Source organism: Methanococcus maripaludis (assembly GCF_002945325.1).
Taxonomy (GTDB): Archaea; AGJL01; Methanococci; order Methanococcales; family Methanococcaceae; genus Methanococcus; species Methanococcus maripaludis.
Genome location: NZ_CP026606.1, coordinates 1,271,743 through 1,292,500, shown reverse-complemented (window position 1 = coordinate 1,292,500; position 20,758 = coordinate 1,271,743). Strand labels below are relative to the sequence as shown.

Sequence of the window (20,758 nt, the reverse complement as noted above, 5' to 3'; positions counted from 1 at the left end):
TGATTATTTTTGATAAAAATTTTGGAGGAGGATTATGGGTGAATTTTTAAATAAAGTCTCAGATTTTTTCAAAAAGAATGAAAAAATAAAGATCATCCTAATATTATTGTTTATAGGAATGATGAGCTTTCAAATCCGTGCCCAAACTGCGGACATGGCGTTTACAGATAATTCATATTTGCAAGACATGTTCTCAGACGATAACGGCAGGATGTATTTAACTGCACTCGACCCTTATTACTACCTTAGAATGACTGAAAATTATGTAAATAGTGATTATTCACATGTTGGAGAAACTACCGTTGAAATAAATGGGGAAAATATCCCATATGATACAATACAGTACGCACCTCCGGGACATAAATCAGGTTCAGTTTCTGCACTTTCTATTGCAACAGTTTTAGTATATTCAGTTTGGAATTCGATTGATTCAACAGTTACAATAATGAATGCAGCATTCTGGGTTCCTGCAATTATGAGTATTTTCCTTGGAATTCCTGTATTTTTTATTGTAAGGAGAAATACGGGCTCAAACATAGGGGGACTTGTTGGAGCGCTGCTTTTGATTTCAAGTCCAAGTTTATTATATAAAACATCTGCTGGATTTTCAGATACACCGATATTTGAGATACTGCCATTACTATTCATAGTCTGGATGGTAATGGAAGCAATTCACGAACAGGAAAATTCTAAAAAATCGGGTATATTTGGGGGAATTGCTGCCATTTTGATTGGATTATATCCAATGATGTGGATGGGTTGGTGGTATGCATTTGATATCACAGCAGGATTTTTAGTTTTATATTTAGCATACGAATATTTAACAAAATCTAAAAATCTAAAAAATGTGATTACAACCTCATTGATTACATTGGTTGGTGGAGCAATTCTTGTTTCGCTTTCAACAGGATTAAGTGGATTTATTAACGGGATATTATCCCCAATCGGATTTACTGCAATAAATGAAGCTACAAAAATAACAGGTTGGCCAAATGTTTATACGACAGTTTCAGAACTTGCAATTCCAACCGTAACTGACATAATTGAAAATTCGGTTGGAAATGTTTGGTTATTAATTGCAGGAATTTCTGGAATATTATTATCATTTGTGTCATTCAGACACGATAAACAAAAAATTGATATTAAATATGCACTTTATTTAACACTCTGGCTTATGGCTACAGTTTATGCTGCGACAAAAGGTATCAGGTTCGTTGCATTGATGACTCCTGCACTTGCAATAGGTATAGGAATCTTTGCAGGCCAGATTGAAAATATAATTAAAAGATACGAAAAAAAAGTGGAATATATATTATATCCAGTAATTGGAATTCTCTCGGTAATTAGTTTGATCAAATACAATGGGGAATTATTCAATATAATCATTCCAACCACCTATGTTCCAATTGCATTTTATTTATCAATAATTGCAATGCTTGTATTGGCAGTATACAAAATCATTGATATAATTTCTGAAAAGGAGCAAGCTGTTAAAAAAGTATTTGGAGTACTTCTTGCAGTTATGCTTGTTTTCCCATCAATGGCTGCCGCAGTACCATTTTATACTGCACCTACAATGAATAACGGCTGGATGGATAGTTTAAGCTGGATAAAATCAGAAACTCCTGAAAACTCAGTTGTTACCTGCTGGTGGGATAACGGACACATCTACACATGGGCTACAAGAAAAATGGTAACCTTTGATGGAGGATCACAAAACACCCCTAGAGCTTACTGGGTCGGACATGCATTTTCAACATCTGATGAAAATTTATCAGTTGGAATTTTGAGAATGCTTGCAACTAGTGGAGACAGCGCTTATGATGATGACAGTATTTTAATTAAAAAAACAGGATCGATTAAAGATACTGTAGATATTTTAAATGAAATACTTCCATTGACAAGAACAGAAGCTAAAGCTAGTTTAGTAAATAACTACGACCTGACAAATGCAGAAGCAGAAGAAGTAATTGATTTAACACATCCAAAAGTTACAAATCCTGATTATTTAATTACTTACAACAGGATGACAAGTATTGCATCAGTATGGAGCATGTTTGGAAACTGGAACTTTAGTTTACCGGCAAACACTGAAAATAGCGATAGAGAAATGGGCTACTACCAGCAATTGGGCGGTAGTGCACAGGATGTTAACGGAACTACTGTAGTATACATACCACTACAAGAAACTGATTCATACCGTGTTATAAATATTCTTGAAATTACAGATTCTGAAATAAAATCGGCAAATGCAGTTATTGACAGCAACAACCAGACATCCATGCAGAGTCCAAATTTCCACAAACTAATTTTAAAAGTGAATGGAAATGTCTACGAACAGGAAACAAACGAAAATGGAGACTACTCTGAAATCGTAAGGCTAGAAAAATTATCAGATGGAACATACCAAGTATATGCTTGGGTTTCAAGTAAAAACCTTGAAGACAGTATATATACAAAACTACATTTCCTTGACGGATATGGACTTGAAAAAATTAGTCTTGAAAAAGAATCAGTAGATCCAACATCCTACGGCATACAGCCAGGATTTAAAGTTTACAGCGTAGATTACGGAACAGACTATCTCAATTAATTTTGAGATTTAATTTTTTTACCATTTCAATTAATTTTAAATATTAACTTTTTTAATATTTTTTGAAAACTTTTAATTTAACTCGAATTTTATTTGATTAATTTGGTGATTTTATGGCTATTGAGATATTGAGGTTGGGCCATCGAGGCGAGAGAGACAAACGAATATCCACCCACGTTGCACTAACTTCAAGAGCACTTGGGGCTGAAAAGATAATATTTACTGAAGAGGATAAACACGTTAAAGAAAGCGTTGAAAGAATTGTTGACGCATGGGGCGGAGAATTTAAATTTGAAGTCGTCAAATCCTGGAGATCTTATGCAAAAAGGTTTAAAGATAACGGGATAGTAGTACATCTTACAATGTATGGGGAAAATATTAATAAAATTATGACAGAGATTAGAGAAGATATTTCAAAAACGAATAAAAACTTGCTTTTGATAATTGGTGCTGAAAAAGTTCCAAGAGAAGCTTACGATCTTGCAGACTACAACCTTTCAGTTGGAAACCAGCCCCATTCTGAAGTTGCGGCACTTGCAATATTCCTAGACCGATTTACCGAAGGAAAAACTCTTTATTCTGAGTATAATGATGCCAAAATAAAAGTAACACCTTCAAAATCTGAAAAGTGTGTTTTTGTAGAAAAGGACTAATCTAAATCTCTCTGGTGAAATAGATGATATTAAGTGATAAAGACATTTTTAATTATGTTACTTCGAAAAGAGTTTTAATTGAGCCATTTAACTCAAAATTCGTTGGACCTTGTTCTTATGATGTTACCCTTGGAAGCGAATTTATAAAATACAACGAAGACGTTTACGACGTTAAAAAAACTCTAAATCACAGTAAATTCGAAATTGAAAATTCCGTTATGGTATGCCCCCTAAACCACCACTTGGATGAAACAATAATTAAAAATTATAAAGAAAAATACAGTGTCGACTGTGTTGTGAGTGGAGGACTTTTAGGAACCACCAATGAATACGTAGAACTTCCAAATGACGTTTGTGCACAGTACCAGGGTAGAAGCAGTTTTGGAAGGGTATTTTTACAAACACACCAGACCGCAGGATGGATTGATTCAGGATTTAAGGGAAAAATAACGTTAGAAATTGTAGCTTATGATAAGCCTGTAATTCTCTATAAAAACCAGAGAGTAGGACAGTTAATATTTAGTAAAACACTTTCACCAGCAGATATTGGATATTCAGATAGAAAATGCTCAAAATATGCAGGACAGACGTCAGTAATGGCATCACTTATTAAAAAAGACTTTGAAACTAATGAGGAGGAATAAAACATGTTCGTTCCAGAGGAAATTATTGAAACAATAAAAATGATTGAATACCAAAATTTAGATATAAGAACTACCACACTTGGGATCAACCTAAAAGACTGTGCTGATAAAGATTTAGACCTGTTAAAAGAAAACATATACGACAAAATAACATCACTTGGCGGAAATTTAGTCGAAACTGCAAACAAAGTTTCTCAAAAGTATGGTATTCCAATAGTAAACAAGAGAATTTCAGTAACTCCGATCGGATTGATTATGGGAAGTACCGTAAAAGGATTGAGTGATGAAGAAGCAGTTGATGCATGCGTTGAAGTTGGAATAACACTTGACAAAATTGCAAAAGAAGTTGGAGTAGACTTTATTGGAGGATATTCTGCATTAGTTCAAAAAAGAGCTACCTACGAAGAAAAAATGCTTATCAGGTCAATTCCAAAATTAATGACTAAAACTGACAAAGTATGTGCATCAGTTAATGTTGCTACAACAAAAGCTGGAATTAACATGTACGCTGTTAAAAAAATGGGGGAAATAGTTAAAGAAACTTCAGAGATTACAAAAGATGCAATTGGATGTGCAAAAATTGTTGTATTTTGTAATGCTCCTGAAGACAACCCATTCATGGCAGGAGCATTCCACGGACCTGGAGAAGGAGATGCAGTAATTAATGCAGGAGTTTCTGGACCTGGTGTTGTTAGAGCAGTTGTAGAACAGTTGAAAGGAAAAGATATTGGAACAGTTAGTGATGAAATTAAAAAGACAGCATTTAAAATCACGAGAATGGGCGAACTCGTCGGAAAAGAAGTTGCGAATGAACTTGGCGTAAACTTTGGTATAGTTGATTTATCTTTAGCACCAACACCTGCAATTGGAGACAGTATTGCAAACATTTTAGAAGCTGTTGGTCTTGAAAGATGCGGAACCCACGGAACTACAGCAGCACTTGCAATGTTAAACGATGCAGTCAAAAAAGGAGGAGCAATGGCTTCAAGTAACGTTGGAGGGCTTAGTGGTGCATTTATTCCAGTAAGTGAAGATGCAGGAATGATTGAAGCAGTTGAGGTTGGAGCTTTGAGACTAGAAAAACTTGAAGCAATGACCTGTGTTTGTTCAGTAGGTCTTGACATGATTGCAGTTCCGGGAAAAACACCTGCTTCAACATTATCTGCAATTATGGCCGACGAAATGGCAATTGGAATGATAAACAAAAAAACCACAGCAGTTAGAATCATTCCAGTTCCTGGAAAAGATGTTGGAGACCATGTAGAATATGGTGGACTCCTTGGAACAGCTCCAATCATGCCTGTTAGCGAATTTTCTTCCGAAGAACTTATCGAAAGGGGCGGAAGAATACCTGCACCAATTCAATCCCTTACAAATTAAAATCAATACTTAAAAATTTTTAGGAAAGTTTATAAACTTTTAAAACATATACTTTTTAGATAAGGTGATAAAATGGCTAAAAATCAGGATGCAGGACTGAGCACAAGTGCAGGACTTGTAAGATATATGGATGAAGATGTTTCAAAAATAAAAATAGCTCCGGAAAAAGTTTTAGGCTTAACCGTGTCAATTATAATCATTGAAGCTGTTTTAAACTACGGAATTTTAATTTAATTAAAAAAATAAAATAAGTTTTTTTTGAATTTTTAATATTAATTTAAATCTTAATTAATCGTATTCTCTCCACGTATGACTGCATTTTTTACATTTGTAAAATCTGGTTTCAGGTTCATCAGCACATCTTGTCTGCTGTAACCACCAGAATGCTTCCATATTTCCACAATTTGGGCATTCTATTCTTGTTGTTGGGAGGGTATCTACGTTTTCAATAACAGTAACGTCCTGTTTTTTGGATTCTATTTTTTCTTTTAAAGCGTATTCTTGATTTGCATCACCAAGTTCTTCTTCGTGTTTACAGACCACGCACTTTAAAACTCCACCTTTTGGGAGCATGATATTGTTACATTTAGGACAAAATTCGACCATAAATCCCACCTTGTAATTCGGTTATAAAGGATATATCTTCATAATTCAACTTAAAGAGGTTAAATTACTATTTATAACTTTCGATTTTTACTTATTTTGTTTTTACCCACATCTTTTAGTTTTAAGTACAGAGGAAGGATTATTAAAACGTATATCGGAATAATTTCAAGCCTTCCAACCCACATTGAAAATACACCTAAAATTTTTGCAACGGGGTGTAGTGAGTGGTTTACTATATCAACAGAAAGCCCCATGTTTGCAACTAGCGAAACTGACTCAAATACTGATAAAAATGGATCATAACCAAGGCTTATTAAAACAAGCGTTCCAAATAAATAATGGATAATATATGCAAAAGCTATTATAAATGCATCCAGAATTAAAAAATCAGACAATTGGTTTTTACCTATTTTTTTGTATATTATTGCGTTTCCAGGACTAACAACTTCTTTTAACCTGTAATAAAATCCTTTAGCCATAATTACAAGCCTTATAAGCTTAATACCACCCGTTGTAGTCCCAGTGGCCCCTCCAATCGCCATTACAAATATCAAAACTGCAATTGATATGTTTGTTAGCGAAGATATCTGTACGCTTGAAAATCCCGTGCTCGTCATTGCAGAAACTACGGTAAATAGCGAATCTAATGGATCTATTCCTGAAGTTAGGGTAATTACAAATGCGGCAAAGAATAGTATTGGAATTGAAGTTTTTGTCTGTATATCATCAACCCGCCTTCCGGTTAAAACATTGTGGTGTACCGAAAATGAAACAACACCACCGATATACATAATTAAAGTCATTATAATCTTTGCGAAGTTATTAAATGGAAAACTTTGATTACTTATACTCATACCGCCTGTTGAAATACCACACATACAGATGTTTAATGCACTCCACAAATTTAAGCCACTTAAATAAAGCAGACAGATCCCAATGGTTGTATATAACAAGTATATTTGCCATATTTTTTTAATCGTTCCAATTGTACTTGGCATGATTTTTTCTTCCCTTGCTTCTGCACGGTAGTATGCAGATGCCCCTGCTTTTGAAAGAATTGTGATAACCATTGCAAGCACCCCAACTCCGCCAATCCACTGTTCAAAACTTCTCCAAAATTGAAGAGTTCTTGGTAATGATTCTACATCACTGACAATACTAAATCCTGTTGTGGTCCATGCAGACATGCTTTCAAAAACACCGTCAAGATAACTGAAATACTCAATACCGATATAAAATGGAATTGCCCCAATTAATGAAGCCATGAGCCATGCTAATGCGGAAATAACCATTGCATGCTTTAATTTTACTGAAATAGGCTTGGTAATTTTATTAATTAATAACCCGAGTATCATGAAAAAAAGTGAGGGGAATAAAAAATAAAAAAACGGTTCATGAAAATAAATCCCAATAAACGACGGCAACAGCATGATGAAACCGATAGTTGATATTAAAATCCCCAATTCATGAAAAATTCCTGAAATATCGCTTTTTTTAAAAATTTTCATAATACCCCAAAATTAAATGAATTAGTAAAAATCTGAATCAATTATCGGCTCATCATTTAAGTTGCTAAACCTTTCTGTAACAATTTCCAGACATTTTTGAACGGTATCACTGATTGAAACGTTTTCTATAACTGGAAGGTTGTTTTCTTTTGATTTTTCAACAATATACTGATTAATCTCTTTTATTATTTCAAAATTCTCTAAGTATCTTTCAAGGGGTCTATCGCTTACCTTTGCTCTTGCGATAAATCTTTTTTTATGGGTTTCTTCGGAACTTAATGTTAGGTTTAAAAATATAACGTTTGGCATTTCCTGATATTTTTCAGCCATTAAACCGGGAACTATGTGTGTTCCTTCAATTATAACGCTGGTTCCTTCAGTTAGACTCCTATCTATAATACTTTCAATGCCCAATAAAACAGGCTCAACGTGCCTTTCAAAACCGAGTAAATGCATTTCTTTTGAGTCTTGCTCTTCCCATGAGGACTTTCTAAGCGCAGTCCAAGCAGTATATGAAGATTCGTAGAGCATCGGTACTAAATCTTTTGAAATACTCCTTCTCATTACTTCTCTTATTGAATCGGTCCCTATAACACTTGGAATACCGAGCCTTGAAGCAAGCTCAAATGCAATTGTGGATGTTCCAACACCACTGGATCCACCTACAAGAATAATTATAGAATGTTTCTTTAATATTCTTCGCCATAATAGGTATTTTTCCGCAATTGCTTCGTAATCTCGATTAATAAGTGTGTAATATACTCTTCGTCTTAATTCATCTTTTGAAATCTTTAATACGTTTTGTTCATTTAGTTCTCGCTCAATATCGCGTGCTAAAGTATATGATGCACTGGGTTTCATTCCCGCAGCAGTTAACGATCTCGCTAAAAGACCCTTTGAAAAGGGCATATCATACTCTTTATCTTTTACTAAAATTCTAATATTATCATCAAACGTCATCATATCCCTACCAATCTAAAAAATAAAACTTGGATAATAATATATAATAATCATAAAAAAAGTAGTTAATTAAAATTTTTATAATTATTCATTTCTAACATCAATTGTCTGTTCGAGTTTTGGACCTGTTGATATAAGAGTTACCTTAACACCAACTTTTTCTTCAACTTCTTTTATGAATGCCTTTCCTTTTTCGGACAATTTTTCGTAATCAGTTATGCCATAACAGTCTGAATCATATTTATCAAGGCATGTTATTGCTATTTGGGTTGCTCCGTTTAGCCTGCATACTTTTTTAGCAAGTTCATGATCGAAATAACCGACTCTTCTTCTCCGTCCAGTAACTGTTCCGTATTCAACCACTCCAAGATTTTCAGCTTCTTGTAATGACATTTCTGTTGGGAAGGGTCCTTCACCAACCCTCGTAGGGTAAGATTTGAATACTGCAACGACTTCATCAATTTTTGTAGGGCCTATACCTACATCTGCTGCAAAAGATGCTGCATTTGTATCTTTTGAAGTAACGTAAGGGTAACTTCCGTAAAATAATGATAATAGGGACCCTTGTGTTCCTTCGATTAATACATTATCTCCTGCTTCCAAAGCGTCATTTACCGCTTCTGAAACATCTCCAAGATAGTTGGAAATTGATTCTACGTCTTTTCCTTGTTTCAACGTTCTCATTGCCCTATCAACATTTGCAGGACCACATCCTGTTCCCGTTGATCCAATTTCTTTTGAAAGGTGTTCGTTAGATTTATCAAGTTCTTTGTGAACTTCTTCAATAATACCGCACCTGTAGTCAACGAGAATTCTTTCCCCTACATTGAACTTTTCGAGCATTTTGATTTCTTTAATTAAAACTTCAGGATCAGTTAAAACTCCAGCACCGACTGCAAGTTTTGCGTTAACATTTGGAAAACCGGTTGGAACCATTCTGATTCCGTATTTTTCTCCGTCTACTTCGACAGTATGTCCTGCGTTAGGGCCTACTCCGCCTCTTGCAATAATTGAAGGGTTGTCTTTTTTACAGAGGTAACTTATTATCTTTCCCTTTCCTTCGTCGCCCCATTGGCCACCAACTACTATGGTACATGTCATGTACAGAACCTCCATTCAAATCCTCAAGCATACTCGGAGGAGTTCATATCCAATAAATATTTGAATTAATAAATACGAATTTCCAGAAAAAAAAGAATGTGAAATTCAATTAGTTAAAGTAGCTGTCAAATTGTCCTGCATCAATTGCTTTTTGTGCTTCACTTGGAGTCATTCCTTCCACACTTATTCCAACTGACACACACGTTCCAACAACTTCTTTTGAAGCATTTTTCAAGTTGTAAGCTAACATTGCATCTTGTTTCATTTTTGCAATTTTAACAATTTGTTCCATTGTTATATTTCCTGCAACCTGGTGTTTTGGTTCCTGTGATCCTTTTTCAATTCCAATTTCTTTTTTAATTAATGCTGATGCAGGAGGAATACCTACTTCAACTTCAAATGTCCTTTTATCGGTATCAACAATAACTTTAACAGGAACGCTCATTCCTTCGTAGTCTTTTGTCATGTTGTTAATTTTTTGAACAACTTGCATGATGTTTACGCCCAAAGGACCGATTGCTGGACCTAAAGGAGGTCCTGCTGTTGCTTTCCCACCAGATACGAGTATCTCTACTACTTGTTCTGCCATATATTCACCTCTAAATGAATCGTGTTTAGTATCGCAATAATACTATCATAAGTTCCTTATTCTTATTTATGTGTATCCTATTTAAAATTTACCATGACATTATAAAATACAAATTAATCCTGTTTGGATATAATTTTAACCTGTTCAATACCAACAGTTATTGGAATAGGCACTGCTGCATCAATTAATTCGAGCGTAATTTCTTCTTTATGTTTGTCCACCCTTGTAACTCTTGCCCGTTCACCTTTAAATGGACCTCCGACCAATTCAACAACATCCCCTTTATCAATATGTTCGATAATTTTTGTTGGAGTTAACAAATGATCGAGTTCATTTACACTGGTTTCACCAGGTACAATTCCTTTTACTTTAAAACTTTTTCTAACAAGTTCGTCTAAAGCCCCTTTGTTAGCAGCTTCAATAAGGATGTATCCTTTCAAATCTTCGGTTGCCAAGATTGAGAATACTTCCAAATTCTCTTTTTCAGCTCTTGACGCCAGAGATTCTGCAACGTTTTTTTCCTGACCTGTAGTGGTCCTTACTGCAAAAATCATAATATCACCAAAACGGAATAAAATTTGAAAATAAATAATTTTAAAAATAGATCTCAAAATAATTGAAAAGAATTATCGATTTATACTATATATATCTATTCATAAATTGAAAAATATGAAAGTATGTTTCGTGTTTTAAGGCTTTATTAATGCTTTTAAATAAGTTATAGGCACGTGTATTACAAACCCGACAAAACCAAGAAGGCATATCCCAAGACCAGTTACTTTTGAAATTGTTATATATTCCTGTCTTGTTGGCTTTCTTGAAATCATTAAAACTCTTTTACACTGTTGTAAAAAGTCTTTTAATCCATTTAATGTCGTATTTAACTTTGATTTCTGCACTTCAGTATTCATAGTTTTTTCTTTTGCCATAGTATCCCTCGGCATTACGTTAAAAAATTAAACTTAGATTTTTGGGATATCTATTAAATATCTCTTTTTCGTTACATCAACAGTGTAATCGCCAGTTGATTTTGTACCTGTAACGATGAGTAAAACTCTTAATGAATTTTCGAGTGTTTCATCGATTGTGGTTCCCCAAATAATCGTTGCTTTTTCGTCTAATCTATCTGAGACAGTTGAAACAATTTCTTTTGCTTCTTCAAGGCTCATGTCTTCAGGGCCAGTTATGTGGATTAATGCACCGGTTGCACCATCAACATCCACACAGAGAAGTGGGCTGTTTAATGCGATTTGTATTGCTTCCCTTGCTCTTTTTTCAGAGTCGCTCTCACCAATACCCATCATTGCAATTCCGCCGTTGTTCATTACTGCTCTAACGTCAGCAAAGTCCACGTGAATGTCTCCAGCGTTGTTTACGAGTTCAACCATTCCTCTGACTGAATTCATTAAAACTTCGTCTGCAACCTTGAAAGCTGTTCTTAATGGAACGTTTTGAACAATCTCTAACAATTTATCGTTAGGAATAATAACAATAGTATCTGCAACTTCTTTTAATTTGTTAAGACCTTCAATTGCATTTGACATCCTTACTTTTCCTTCCATTGAGAATGGTAATGTAACAACTGCAACTGTTAAAGCACCAACTTTTTTAGAAATTTCTGCAACTACTGGAGCAGAACCTGTTCCTGTTCCACCGCCAAGTCCGCATGTTACAAATACGAGGTCGGAATCTTGAACTGCTTTTTTAACTTCTTCTGAATTTTCTTTTGCAGATTCTTCACCTTTAACTGGGTTTCCACCTGCACCGAGTCCTTTTGTGAGATTTTTACCAATTAAAACTTTATGATCCGCGTGAGTTTTTACAAGTTGCTGTGCATCTGTGTTTATTGCAACGATTCTTGCTCCATCGATGCTTTCCGCAATTAATCTATTTATTGCGTTGTTTCCTGCACCACCACAACCTACAACAGTTATCCTTGCTTTTGACTGTTCGATTAATTCCAGTAGTTCTCTATCGATATCTGAAAGCTGTTCTGAAGCAGGTTCCAAAAAATCTGTTTGTGCTATGTTTTTTAAGAATTTCAAGATTATTACCTCCTCATGAAATAGTGCATGCCCTCAAAGCCCTGATTGTGTGGGTTTTAAATAATCATTGGAAATATATAAGTTACAAGATTTATATCTTTTGATTAGGACCAATACCAAAAATATAGTTATAAATAAAAATACTTATATTCGGAATATAAAAGCCGATTATAGCTTTCATTTATTTAATTCATATTTATATTATTTTCTATTAAAATGCGGTGAAACTGTGATAACCTCAGAAGAGAGAAATTTAGCGGCCAAAAAATTACTAAAACTTGCTAATGGCATGTATGAAGATATCATACGAGGAAAAAGACCAAAACTCACCTTCCCAATAAGAAGCCTTGCCAATGCAAAATTTGATGTCGAAAAAGGAACTTTTGCGATACTTGGAAAAGAAAAAGATAGGATGTTAACGGTAAATCAGGCAAAAATATTTGCTCAGACTATCAAAATGATGGAATTTTCAAAAGGACTGCTTGATACAAACGATTTCTCAACTCTGAGAGAAGCATATTATGTTTCCAAAAACTGGGGTGAAGCAAGATTTGATGACCAGCAACCTTCAAACGGAGTTATTGAAGATATTGAAGCTGCTTCAGAATTTTTAAGAGAAGATTTAGGATTTATTCCTGAAGAAGATGGTGCAGCAGTTATCGGACCGTTAAGAATTGTTGACAGGACTGCTGAAGGAGACGAAATTAAAATTGACTGTACAAAACTTGGAAGTGGTGCATACAGCATCCCTAATGATGTTACGAAATTGGAATTTGAAACAAAAGCAGATTTTATTTTGGCAATCGAAACTGCGGGTATGTTTGCAAGGTTAAATGCAGAAGGATTCTGGAAAAAACACAACTGTATTTTAATCTCTTTAAAAGGGGTTCCTGCAAGGGCAACTAGAAGGTTTATCAAAAGATTAAATGAAGAATATAAATTACCGATTTTAGTATTCACGGATGGTGACCCTTACGGATACTTAAACATCTACAGGACGTTAAAGGTAGGAAGTGGTAAGGCAGTTCACTTAGCAGACAAATTGGCAGTGCCTGAAGCCAGACTTATTGGAGTAACGCCTCAGGATATTGTTGACTACGAACTTCCAACGCACCCCCTAAAAGATCACGACATAAAAAGATTAAAAGATGGTTTGAAAAACGATGATTTCGTTAAATCATTCCCTCAATGGCAAAATGCGCTTGTTCAAATGGCAGACAGTAAAGTAAGGGCAGAACAGCAGTCTTTAGCAAAATACGGTTTAAAGTATGTTGTTGAAGAATACTTGCCTGCAAAAGTTGAAGACTCGAGTACATGGCTCCCATAATTAATCTAAATATAATTACAGTATCTCAGCAATCTGGGATCAAAAACAATATCCTAAAACTATTTTTCTTTTATTACGATAAAATCGGCCGATATTAAGTCAAAATTATAGAAAACCATATAAATTGATCCTATATATTCAATAACGGGTAATCCCCCAATATTCAAAAATATATAATGGAGACTAAACAATGGATTGGCCGTTTAAAGCTTTTACATTAACGTTAATTACACTATCCTTATTGGCAGTCACTAGCGCAAATTGTGGCTTTGATGGATGTGAATCAACTTTTTCAAACGTAACTTACCAAAATTTTAACGAAAACTATTCTAATTTATTTGATAATAACCACAATCTATTCTTCGAATTAAACAGCCCTTTTAAAAATAATATGGGGTACAAAACTTTTGAAGTTAAAGCATATGCTCCATTAAAGAAAACGTCTTCAAAAATAGATTTGCTTGAATCAAGATATGTCCCAGTAACTACAGTAGACACTTCTGAAGATAATACTGACACTTCTTCTGAAGATAATACTGACACTTCTTCTGAAGATAATACTGACACTTCTTCTGAAGATAATACTGACACTTCTTCTGAAGATAATACTGACACTTCTTCTGAAGATAATACTGACACTTCTTCTGAAGATAATACTGACACTTCTTCTGAAGATAATACTGACACTTCTTCTGAAGATAATACTGACACTTCTTCTGAAGATAATACTGACACTTCTTCTGAAGATAATACTGACACTTCTTCTGAAGATAATACTGACACTTCTTCTGAAGATAATACTGACACTTCTTCTGAAGATAATACTGACACTTCTTCTGAAGATTACGTTTATTTACCTTCAAAAATAACGCAATCTCCAAAAACATCGCTATATATCATTAAAACTACCCCCGAACCAGTAGTAGAAGAACCAGTAGTAGAAGAACCAGTAGTAGAAGAACCAGTAGTAGAAGAACCAGTAGTAGAAGAACCAGTAGTAGAAGAACCAGTAGTAGAAGAACCAGTAGTAGAAGAACCAGTAGTAGAAGAACCAGTAGTAGAAGAACCAGTAGTAGAAGAACCAGTAGTAGAAGAACCAGTAGTAGAAGAACCAGTAGTAGAAGAACCAGTAGTAGAAGAACCAGTAGTAGAAGAACCAGTAGTAGAAGAACCAGTAGTATATAAAAACGCTCAGATTGAACAATATATACTTGAATATACTAACATGGAACGCTCTTCATATGGTCTTGAAGCGTTAGTACTTGATAGTGCATTAAGCCAGATTTCACAAGATCACAGTGACGACATGGCAGAAAATGATTATTTCTCCCATGTAAACTTGGACGGGGAAACTCCTACCGATAGGGCCATTGCAGCAGACTACAACGTTGTAAAATACCTCGGAGATGGATATTACTCCACAGGAATTGGCGAAAATATTGCAAAAATGCCTACCGGAAATGTAATTGGAATTGGATATGTTTCAGATGATGCTGAAAGTATTGCAAAAGCTATCGTGGATGCATGGATGGACAGCGATGGCCACAGAGCAAACATTCTAAACTCTCAATACACCAATATAGGTATTGGCGTTGCATTTGATGGTACGTATTATATTGCAACACAAAATTTCTACTAATTAACCTACAAATCTATCTTTTTTTATTTTTTTCAACCGAAATTTAAAGCTATTGCCCATTTATCAATTTTTCTTGAATTTAAAACCCAAAAATATTAATAAAAACTAAACAATAGCAGATATCATCTAAAATTATCGGATTGGTGAATCTATGAAAGCGGTTATTTTTGTTGTAGATGGACTTGGAGATAGGCCCGACAAGAATGGAAATACTCCATTAAAAGAAGCTAAAACTCCAGTAATGGACAGAATGGCTAAAGAAGGAATTTGTGGACTTATGAATTCCGTTGATATTGGGGTGAGGCCTGGAAGTGACACTGCACACCTTGCTCTTTTAGGATACGACCCGTACACAACATACACCGGAAGGGGACCTTTTGAAGCGTGTGGTGTTGGTGTTACAGTAAAATCCGGAGACATTGCATTTAGGTGCAATTTTTCATCAGTTGACGAAAACTTTATCGTAACTGACAGAAGAGCTGGAAGAATTGAAAATACATCAGAACTCGAAAAAGAACTTGACGGGCTAAAAATTGATGATGTAGAAATTATTTTTAAAGAGTCCGGTGGATATAGAGCAGCACTTGTTTTGAGGGGACCTGGATTAAGTGATAAAATCACCGATGCAGACCCTAAAAAAGAAGGAAAAAAGGTAAAAGAGATACATCCTCTTGATGATTCAAAAGAAGCTAAAAAAACTGCCGAAATAGTAAATAACTTGTTAAAAATTGCTTACGAAAAATTAGATAAACACCCTGTAAATGAAGAAAGAAGAAAGCAGAATTTACCTGTTGCAAACATGATAGTTCCAAGAGGGGTTGGACAGGTTCCAGAAATTATGCAGTTTACTGAAAAAACTGGACTCAAAGGAGCATGCATTGCAGGAACCGGACTTATCAAGGGAATTGCAAAAATGGTTGGTTTGGACGTAATTGATGTTGAAGGATGCGATGGAACCCCAGATTCTGACTTTATGGCAAAAGCCTGTGCAATTGTAAAAACCCTTGAAAATTACGAATTTATACTTGTAAATGTAAAAGGCGCAGATGAAGCTGGACATGACGGAAATTACGAACTTAAAAAACAGGTTATCGAAAAAATCGATGAAATGTTAGATTACATTACAAAAAATATTAGCAAAGATGAAGTTTATTTCGTACTCTCAGGAGACCACTCAACACCTATTGAAGAAATGGACCACTCTGCAGACCCTCTTCCAGTTGTTCTCTGGGGAAAAAGTGTTAGGGTTGACGATGTCGAAAAATTCGATGAATTTTCAACCTACAAAGGCGGATTGAACTGGATAAAAGGAGTACATGTAATGCCTATTTTAATGGACCTCATGGGCCTTGCAAAAAAATATGGTGCTTAAATTAAAATCCAAAATCTATTTTTGGATTAATTTTTCTATTTTTATTGGTAAGTAAAACAACCCTGCTTTCAGGCGAATCGTCTTCGATTTCAAATATGCTGTTTTCACCTAAAATTTTACCCATCTCTAAAAGTTCAACCTGTTTTACCATGTCATCCAAATTTAATCTTTTTCTTGAATATCCAACATTCATGTAAGATTTTAGTTCGATGAAATTTGAATTTGCTCTCTCGAATAATTCCTTAAATTTCAAAATATTATCGTTTATATTTCGAATAACGGTAGTTCTAATACAGGTTCGTTTTTTTGATTCCAAAATATCAAGTGTATTTAATATAGAATCCCAATCTTCTTTTGTTCCACCACATATTTTCTTGTAGCTTTCTAAATCGTATGCATCAAGTGAAATATAGAGCTGTGTTGGATTTACCTTTTCAATTACATCTGTTAATATCCCGTTTGAAACCAAAAATGTGGACATTCCTTTTTTATGGAAAACTTCGATTAATTCATCGAGGTATGGATACATTGTAGGCTCTCCGGAAAGAGATAGTGCAACGTGTTTTGGTTTTGTTGCTTCAAGATATTTTTCTTCACCAATTCTATCCAAAATTCCTTTGTATCCTGTTATAACAGTTTTGTGCATAGCCAAGATATCTTCTGCAACAGTTTCAGGTTCCTTCCATTTTGGAGATTCGAAAGAATCCAATCCTAAATCTTTTGGAAGAACTCTCCAGCAGAAAATACAAGATTGCTGGCACCATGCAACAGAAGGAGTACTCTGAACACATCGATGAGTGTTTATTCCATAAAACTTTGATTTATAACATTCTTTTCCTTCTAAAAAAGATTTTCTAACCCATCCGCAGAGTTTTACGCCACTGTGTTCTTTTATTTGATAGCGCTGTTTTCTCAAAATATTGTGTATTTGTTCAGGAATCATAATTATCACCTTATACTCAAGCATTGTTTAATTACTATTTATAACTTTTAAGCTATGCGTTCTATATGGCAACATTTAAATATATGAGATTCTATTATAGATAAGGTATGATAAGAGTAATAGGTGTAATCGGAAGAAAGGATACTGGAAAAACAGGTCTAATAGCCAATATCCTCAAGAACTTGACTGGCATGTCTGTTGCGACAGTTAAAAATTCACATATGGATTTAGACGTTGATTCCCCAGATACTGATTCATATAAACTAAAACAGCTTGCAGATACGTCTATTTTTGTTACAAATAAAGGTTCGGCCTTTTATTATGACAGGATGCATTTGAAAGACATCCTTGCAAAGCTCGACTGCGACCTGGTTATCGTAGAAGGCTTTAAGGAAGATTTGATCGAATTAAATATTCCAAAAATACTTGTAACTGAAGGGGGACGGGGCGCTGAATTAAAGGATAATCAGACGATAATGGTAATTGATGACTTCAAATACGATATAAATGAAGTTACAGCCCAAGTTCTTGAAAAAGCTATAGTTCCATCGTATAATCTAAACTGCGGTCACTGCGGATACAACTGCAAAGGTTTTGCAAACCTGTTGGCCTCAGGCGAAGTTAAATGGAACAAATGTGTTATGTCAACAGCACTAACATTGATAGTCGATGGCAAAACAATCCCGGTAAATCCATTTGTTTCCGACGTTATAAAAAACACTATAAAAGGGATTGTAGGAACACTGAAGGGTACGGAAAACCCTGAAACAATTTCAATCAAAATTGAAAAAAAATAACTCTTATTTTTTGAATAAAGACCCATACCGTGCATTATGGACTTTTTTCGTATCTCAAAATATTTAAATATTGCAATAAATAGACTATATTATGGTTACTTGGTGATATCATGGCTATAGAAGAATACAAATACGAATATATGGCTGAAGTTTTTAAGGCGTTTGCTGATCCTACTAGATTGATGATTTTGGAGCTTTTAAGTGATAATGAAAGTATGTGCGTTTGTAAAATTATTGATGAATTGAAAAAACCTCAACCAACAATTTCCCACCACTTAAACATATTAAAGAAGTCAGGAATCATTAAAGCTAGAAAAGAAGGAACTTGGAACCACTACTATATTGTAAATCCTAAAGTAAGGGAAATGATATCTATTATGGGCGGAATTGTAGATTAATCATTATACTAAACGAAATAAATTGGTCAAAAGCCACTATAGTTAATTTTATATACCTTATATCACTATTAGTGAATAACTAAAGTGATATTTTGAGACTTGAAAACAAATAAAACACAATTTTCTTTTTTAATTTTGTAATTAAAACATTTTTCATCGATTTATCCAATTTACAGCTTTATGCGTTGTGAGATTATGGGAATACAGGAAGATATCAAGAAATTAGAAGATGAACTATTACATACCCAGTATAATAAAGCCACCCAAAAACACGTGGGTATATTAAAAGCAAAACTTGCTAAATTAAGGGACGAACAGCAAAACCCAAAAGGATCAGGTGGATCCAGTGGACCTTCATATGCAATTAGAAAAACAGGGGACGCGACAGTTGCTTTCGTTGGATTTCCATCAGTTGGTAAGTCAACACTTTTGAATAAACTTACAAATGCAAATTCAGAAGTTGGAGCTTACGCATTTACCACTCTTACAATTATTCCTGGGTTAATGGAACATAAAGGTGCTAAAATTCAAGTGTTGGATGCACCAGGTATTATTTCTGGAGCTTCTTTTGGTAGAGGTAGGGGTAGCGAGGTTTTAGCAGCCGTTAGAAACGTGGACCTTGTAATGCTCGTTGTGGATGTATTTTCACCAGAGCATATACCTATACTTGAAAAAGAGCTTGGAAATGTAGGTATAAGGCTTGACCAGGAAAAACCAGACGTAAAAATTGAAAAACACGATCGTGGTGGACTTGCAATCAACAAAACCGTTAACTTAACAAAAATAGATGAAGGCACAATAACTGCGATAGTTGGAGAACACAGAATCCACAATGCAGCTATTCTAATAAGAGAAGACATTGATGCTGACCAGTTAATCGATGTAGTGCTAGACAGCAGATCCTACATTCCAACACTTGTTATTGTGAACAAAATCGACCTTGCAGACGAAGAAAATCTGAAAAAAACAGAAGCTGCAATTGGAGATAGGCCACACGTATTTGTTTCAGGGCATAAAGAAATAAATCTTGAAGAATTAAAAGACAAAATCTTTGAAACTTTAGGATTTATCAAATTATACTTAAAACCTCAGGGCGGAAAAGCAGACCTTGATGAACCATTAATTATTCTCAAAAACTCAACTGTTGAAGATGTTTGTAACAGGCTTCACAGGGATTTTGTTAAAAATTTCAGATATGCACTTGTATGGGGAGAATCTGCAAAACACCCTGGTCAAAGAGTAGGATTAGACCACGTGCTAAAAGACGGAGATATATTGACGATCGTTGTTAGAAGATCACTTTAAGGTAGATAAAATGAATGATAAAGAATACAGTAAAATTATTGAAGCTGGAAAAATTGCATCCCAAGTTAAAGAAGAAGCAGTAAAATTAGTAAAACCTGGCGCAAAACTCTACGATGTTGCAGAATTTGTAGAAAACAGGACAAGAGAACTCGGTGCAGGTATTGGATTTCCATGCAATATTTCATTGAACGACATTGCAGCACACTACAGCCCTTCATATGGCGATGAATCGGTTTTTTCCGAGGAAGACGTTGTAAAATTAGACCTTGGATCACACGTAGATGGATTTATTGCAGACACTGCAGTAACTATAGATTTATCTGGAAAATATTCTGACTTAAAAAAAGCTTCAGAAGATGCGCTAAATACTGTAATTAAAGAAATCATGCCTGAAATGAATGTTGGGGAAATGGGAAAAATAATTCAGGAAGTAATTGAAAGTTACGGCTACAAGCCAGTTTCAAATCTTTCAGGACATGTAATGCACCAATATTCACTCCACTCTGGAGTAAGTATTCCAAATGTTTCCGAAAATACAAGAGATACCATCGATGTTGGCGACCTCGTTGCAATTGAACCGTTTGCAACAGATGGGTTTGGGCAGGTTGTAGATGGAAAAGACGTATATATCTTTAAATATCTAAGATCAAGACCAACAAGACTTCCGGCTGCAAGAAACTTATTAAGAGATATCGAACAAAACCATGCATATCTACCATTTTCAGAAAGAGACATGGCAAAAATCGATAAACATTATAAAACCGGCTTAAAAGGCTTAATGATGGCAGGAGTTCTATATGGATACCCAACACTGGTTGAAAGAGAACATGGAATGGTTTCCCAGTGTGAACATACAGTCTTAGTTACCGAGAATGGTGTTGAAATCACTACAAAATAA

At 34.8% G+C, this 20,758-nt stretch carries 21 protein-coding genes; 12 read left to right on the top strand and 9 right to left on the bottom strand.

The window, feature by feature from the left end:
• Positions 1-34 precede the first annotated feature (34 nt).
• From MMJJ_RS07030 to MMJJ_RS07010, 5 genes are all read left to right on the top strand, one after another.
• A complete protein-coding gene (locus tag MMJJ_RS07030) occupies positions 35-2,593 on the top strand; it encodes an STT3 domain-containing protein (RefSeq protein ID WP_104838232.1) in 2,559 nt (852 codons plus the stop codon).
• Between the two features lie 113 nt (positions 2,594-2,706).
• Positions 2,707-3,246: a tRNA (cytidine(56)-2'-O)-methyltransferase gene (locus MMJJ_RS07025; protein ID WP_104838231.1), complete on the top strand. Its 540-nt coding sequence runs from the start codon at positions 2,707-2,709 to the stop codon at positions 3,244-3,246.
• 23 nt (positions 3,247-3,269) lie between these two features.
• Positions 3,270-3,890 (top strand): dCTP deaminase, encoded by a 621-nt coding sequence (gene dcd, locus MMJJ_RS07020; protein WP_104838230.1) that lies wholly within the window; start codon positions 3,270-3,272, stop codon positions 3,888-3,890.
• A gap of 3 nt (positions 3,891-3,893) precedes the next feature.
• On the top strand, positions 3,894-5,270 hold the full coding sequence (locus tag MMJJ_RS07015; RefSeq protein ID WP_104838229.1) for a PFL family protein: 1,377 nt from the start codon (positions 3,894-3,896) through the stop codon (positions 5,268-5,270).
• A gap of 72 nt (positions 5,271-5,342) precedes the next feature.
• The gene (locus tag MMJJ_RS07010; RefSeq protein WP_011171372.1) at positions 5,343-5,504 is read left to right on the top strand and encodes a preprotein translocase subunit Sec61beta; all 162 of its coding nucleotides are present in this window, start codon (positions 5,343-5,345) and stop codon (positions 5,502-5,504) included.
• A 54-nt stretch (positions 5,505-5,558) separates the two neighbouring features.
• Here the strand turns inward: MMJJ_RS07010 and MMJJ_RS07005 are convergent, their stop codons facing one another.
• The 8 genes from MMJJ_RS07005 to ftsZ form a co-directional block, all read right to left on the bottom strand.
• Complete coding sequence (locus tag MMJJ_RS07005; RefSeq protein ID WP_011171373.1) at positions 5,559-5,876, bottom strand: transcription factor S; 318 nt, start codon at positions 5,874-5,876, stop codon at positions 5,559-5,561.
• Between the two features lie 71 nt (positions 5,877-5,947).
• Positions 5,948-7,384, bottom strand: a complete 1,437-nt coding sequence (locus MMJJ_RS07000) for a TrkH family potassium uptake protein (protein WP_104838228.1) — start codon at positions 7,382-7,384, stop codon at positions 5,948-5,950.
• Positions 7,385-7,405: 21 nt separating this feature from the next.
• Entirely contained in the window at positions 7,406-8,344 is a 939-nt protein-coding gene (locus MMJJ_RS06995; protein ID WP_011171375.1) for a 2-phosphoglycerate kinase, read from the bottom strand.
• 84 nt (positions 8,345-8,428) lie between these two features.
• The gene (locus MMJJ_RS06990) at positions 8,429-9,445 is read right to left on the bottom strand and encodes an adenylosuccinate synthetase (protein WP_104838227.1); all 1,017 of its coding nucleotides are present in this window, start codon (positions 9,443-9,445) and stop codon (positions 8,429-8,431) included.
• A gap of 109 nt (positions 9,446-9,554) precedes the next feature.
• A complete protein-coding gene (locus tag MMJJ_RS06985) occupies positions 9,555-10,034 on the bottom strand; it encodes a 50S ribosomal protein L11 (RefSeq protein WP_011171377.1) in 480 nt (159 codons plus the stop codon).
• A 113-nt stretch (positions 10,035-10,147) separates the two neighbouring features.
• Positions 10,148-10,588 carry a transcription elongation factor Spt5 gene (locus MMJJ_RS06980; protein WP_011171378.1) on the bottom strand — a complete coding sequence of 147 codons (441 nt, stop codon included), beginning with the start codon at positions 10,586-10,588 and terminating at the stop codon, positions 10,148-10,150.
• 135 nt (positions 10,589-10,723) lie between these two features.
• Complete coding sequence (locus MMJJ_RS06975) at positions 10,724-10,963, bottom strand: protein translocase SEC61 complex subunit gamma (protein ID WP_104838226.1); 240 nt, start codon at positions 10,961-10,963, stop codon at positions 10,724-10,726.
• Positions 10,964-10,996: 33 nt separating this feature from the next.
• Positions 10,997-12,079 carry a cell division protein FtsZ gene (gene ftsZ / locus MMJJ_RS06970; protein ID WP_011171380.1) on the bottom strand — a complete coding sequence of 361 codons (1,083 nt, stop codon included), beginning with the start codon at positions 12,077-12,079 and terminating at the stop codon, positions 10,997-10,999.
• Positions 12,080-12,308: 229 nt separating this feature from the next.
• Here ftsZ and MMJJ_RS06965 point away from each other — a divergent pair, with 229 nt between their 5' ends.
• The 3 genes from MMJJ_RS06965 (at position 12,309) to MMJJ_RS06955 (ending at position 16,417) form a co-directional block, all read left to right on the top strand.
• A complete protein-coding gene (locus tag MMJJ_RS06965) occupies positions 12,309-13,406 on the top strand; it encodes a DNA topoisomerase IV subunit A (protein WP_013999773.1) in 1,098 nt (365 codons plus the stop codon).
• A gap of 241 nt (positions 13,407-13,647) precedes the next feature.
• The gene (locus tag MMJJ_RS09505) at positions 13,648-15,045 is read left to right on the top strand and encodes a CAP domain-containing protein (RefSeq protein ID WP_276329392.1); all 1,398 of its coding nucleotides are present in this window, start codon (positions 13,648-13,650) and stop codon (positions 15,043-15,045) included.
• Positions 15,046-15,196: 151 nt separating this feature from the next.
• Positions 15,197-16,417 carry a 2,3-bisphosphoglycerate-independent phosphoglycerate mutase gene (locus MMJJ_RS06955; RefSeq protein ID WP_104838224.1) on the top strand — a complete coding sequence of 407 codons (1,221 nt, stop codon included), beginning with the start codon at positions 15,197-15,199 and terminating at the stop codon, positions 16,415-16,417.
• Between the two features lies 1 nt (position 16,418).
• On the opposite strand, the gene twy1 is transcribed toward MMJJ_RS06955, so the two are convergent.
• Positions 16,419-17,360 carry a 4-demethylwyosine synthase TYW1 gene (gene twy1 / locus MMJJ_RS06950; protein WP_104838223.1) on the bottom strand — a complete coding sequence of 314 codons (942 nt, stop codon included), beginning with the start codon at positions 17,358-17,360 and terminating at the stop codon, positions 16,419-16,421.
• Positions 17,361-17,467: 107 nt separating this feature from the next.
• Between twy1 and MMJJ_RS06945 the strand changes: the two genes are divergently transcribed.
• The 4 genes from MMJJ_RS06945 (at position 17,468) to map (ending at position 20,758) form a co-directional block, all read left to right on the top strand.
• Positions 17,468-18,157, top strand: coding sequence for a molybdopterin-guanine dinucleotide biosynthesis protein MobB (locus MMJJ_RS06945; RefSeq protein ID WP_104838222.1), 690 nt, complete (start codon positions 17,468-17,470; stop codon positions 18,155-18,157).
• Between the two features lie 110 nt (positions 18,158-18,267).
• Positions 18,268-18,555 (top strand): ArsR/SmtB family transcription factor, encoded by a 288-nt coding sequence (locus MMJJ_RS06940; RefSeq protein ID WP_011171386.1) that lies wholly within the window; start codon positions 18,268-18,270, stop codon positions 18,553-18,555.
• 195 nt (positions 18,556-18,750) lie between these two features.
• Positions 18,751-19,860 (top strand): OBG GTPase family GTP-binding protein, encoded by a 1,110-nt coding sequence (locus tag MMJJ_RS06935; protein ID WP_104838221.1) that lies wholly within the window; start codon positions 18,751-18,753, stop codon positions 19,858-19,860.
• Between the two features lie 10 nt (positions 19,861-19,870).
• Positions 19,871-20,758: a type II methionyl aminopeptidase gene (gene map / locus MMJJ_RS06930; protein ID WP_104838220.1), complete on the top strand. Its 888-nt coding sequence runs from the start codon at positions 19,871-19,873 to the stop codon at positions 20,756-20,758.

Bases quoted from the DNA above. Each gene is read 5' to 3' on its own strand.
- MMJJ_RS07030 (WP_104838232.1), top strand. From the start codon at position 35: ATGGGTGAATTTTTAAATAAAGTCTCAGATTTTTTCAAAAAGAATGAA.
- MMJJ_RS07025 (WP_104838231.1), top strand. From the start codon at position 2,707: ATGGCTATTGAGATATTGAGGTTGGGCCATCGAGGCGAGAGAGACAAA.
- dcd (WP_104838230.1), top strand. From the start codon at position 3,270: ATGATATTAAGTGATAAAGACATTTTTAATTATGTTACTTCGAAAAGA.
- MMJJ_RS07015 (WP_104838229.1), top strand. From the start codon at position 3,894: ATGTTCGTTCCAGAGGAAATTATTGAAACAATAAAAATGATTGAATAC.
- MMJJ_RS07010 (WP_011171372.1), top strand. From the start codon at position 5,343: ATGGCTAAAAATCAGGATGCAGGACTGAGCACAAGTGCAGGACTTGTA.
- MMJJ_RS07005 (WP_011171373.1), bottom strand. From the start codon at position 5,876: ATGGTCGAATTTTGTCCTAAATGTAACAATATCATGCTCCCAAAAGGT.
- MMJJ_RS07000 (WP_104838228.1), bottom strand. From the start codon at position 7,384: ATGAAAATTTTTAAAAAAAGCGATATTTCAGGAATTTTTCATGAATTG.
- MMJJ_RS06995 (WP_011171375.1), bottom strand. From the start codon at position 8,344: ATGACGTTTGATGATAATATTAGAATTTTAGTAAAAGATAAAGAGTAT.
- MMJJ_RS06990 (WP_104838227.1), bottom strand. From the start codon at position 9,445: ATGACATGTACCATAGTAGTTGGTGGCCAATGGGGCGACGAAGGAAAG.
- MMJJ_RS06985 (WP_011171377.1), bottom strand. From the start codon at position 10,034: ATGGCAGAACAAGTAGTAGAGATACTCGTATCTGGTGGGAAAGCAACA.
- MMJJ_RS06980 (WP_011171378.1), bottom strand. From the start codon at position 10,588: ATGATTTTTGCAGTAAGGACCACTACAGGTCAGGAAAAAAACGTTGCA.
- MMJJ_RS06975 (WP_104838226.1), bottom strand. From the start codon at position 10,963: ATGGCAAAAGAAAAAACTATGAATACTGAAGTGCAGAAATCAAAGTTA.
- MMJJ_RS06955 (WP_104838224.1), top strand. From the start codon at position 15,197: ATGAAAGCGGTTATTTTTGTTGTAGATGGACTTGGAGATAGGCCCGAC.
- twy1 (WP_104838223.1), bottom strand. From the start codon at position 17,360: ATGATTCCTGAACAAATACACAATATTTTGAGAAAACAGCGCTATCAA.
- MMJJ_RS06945 (WP_104838222.1), top strand. From the start codon at position 17,468: ATGATAAGAGTAATAGGTGTAATCGGAAGAAAGGATACTGGAAAAACA.
- MMJJ_RS06940 (WP_011171386.1), top strand. From the start codon at position 18,268: ATGGCTATAGAAGAATACAAATACGAATATATGGCTGAAGTTTTTAAG.
- MMJJ_RS06935 (WP_104838221.1), top strand. From the start codon at position 18,751: ATGGGAATACAGGAAGATATCAAGAAATTAGAAGATGAACTATTACAT.
- map (WP_104838220.1), top strand. From the start codon at position 19,871: ATGAATGATAAAGAATACAGTAAAATTATTGAAGCTGGAAAAATTGCA.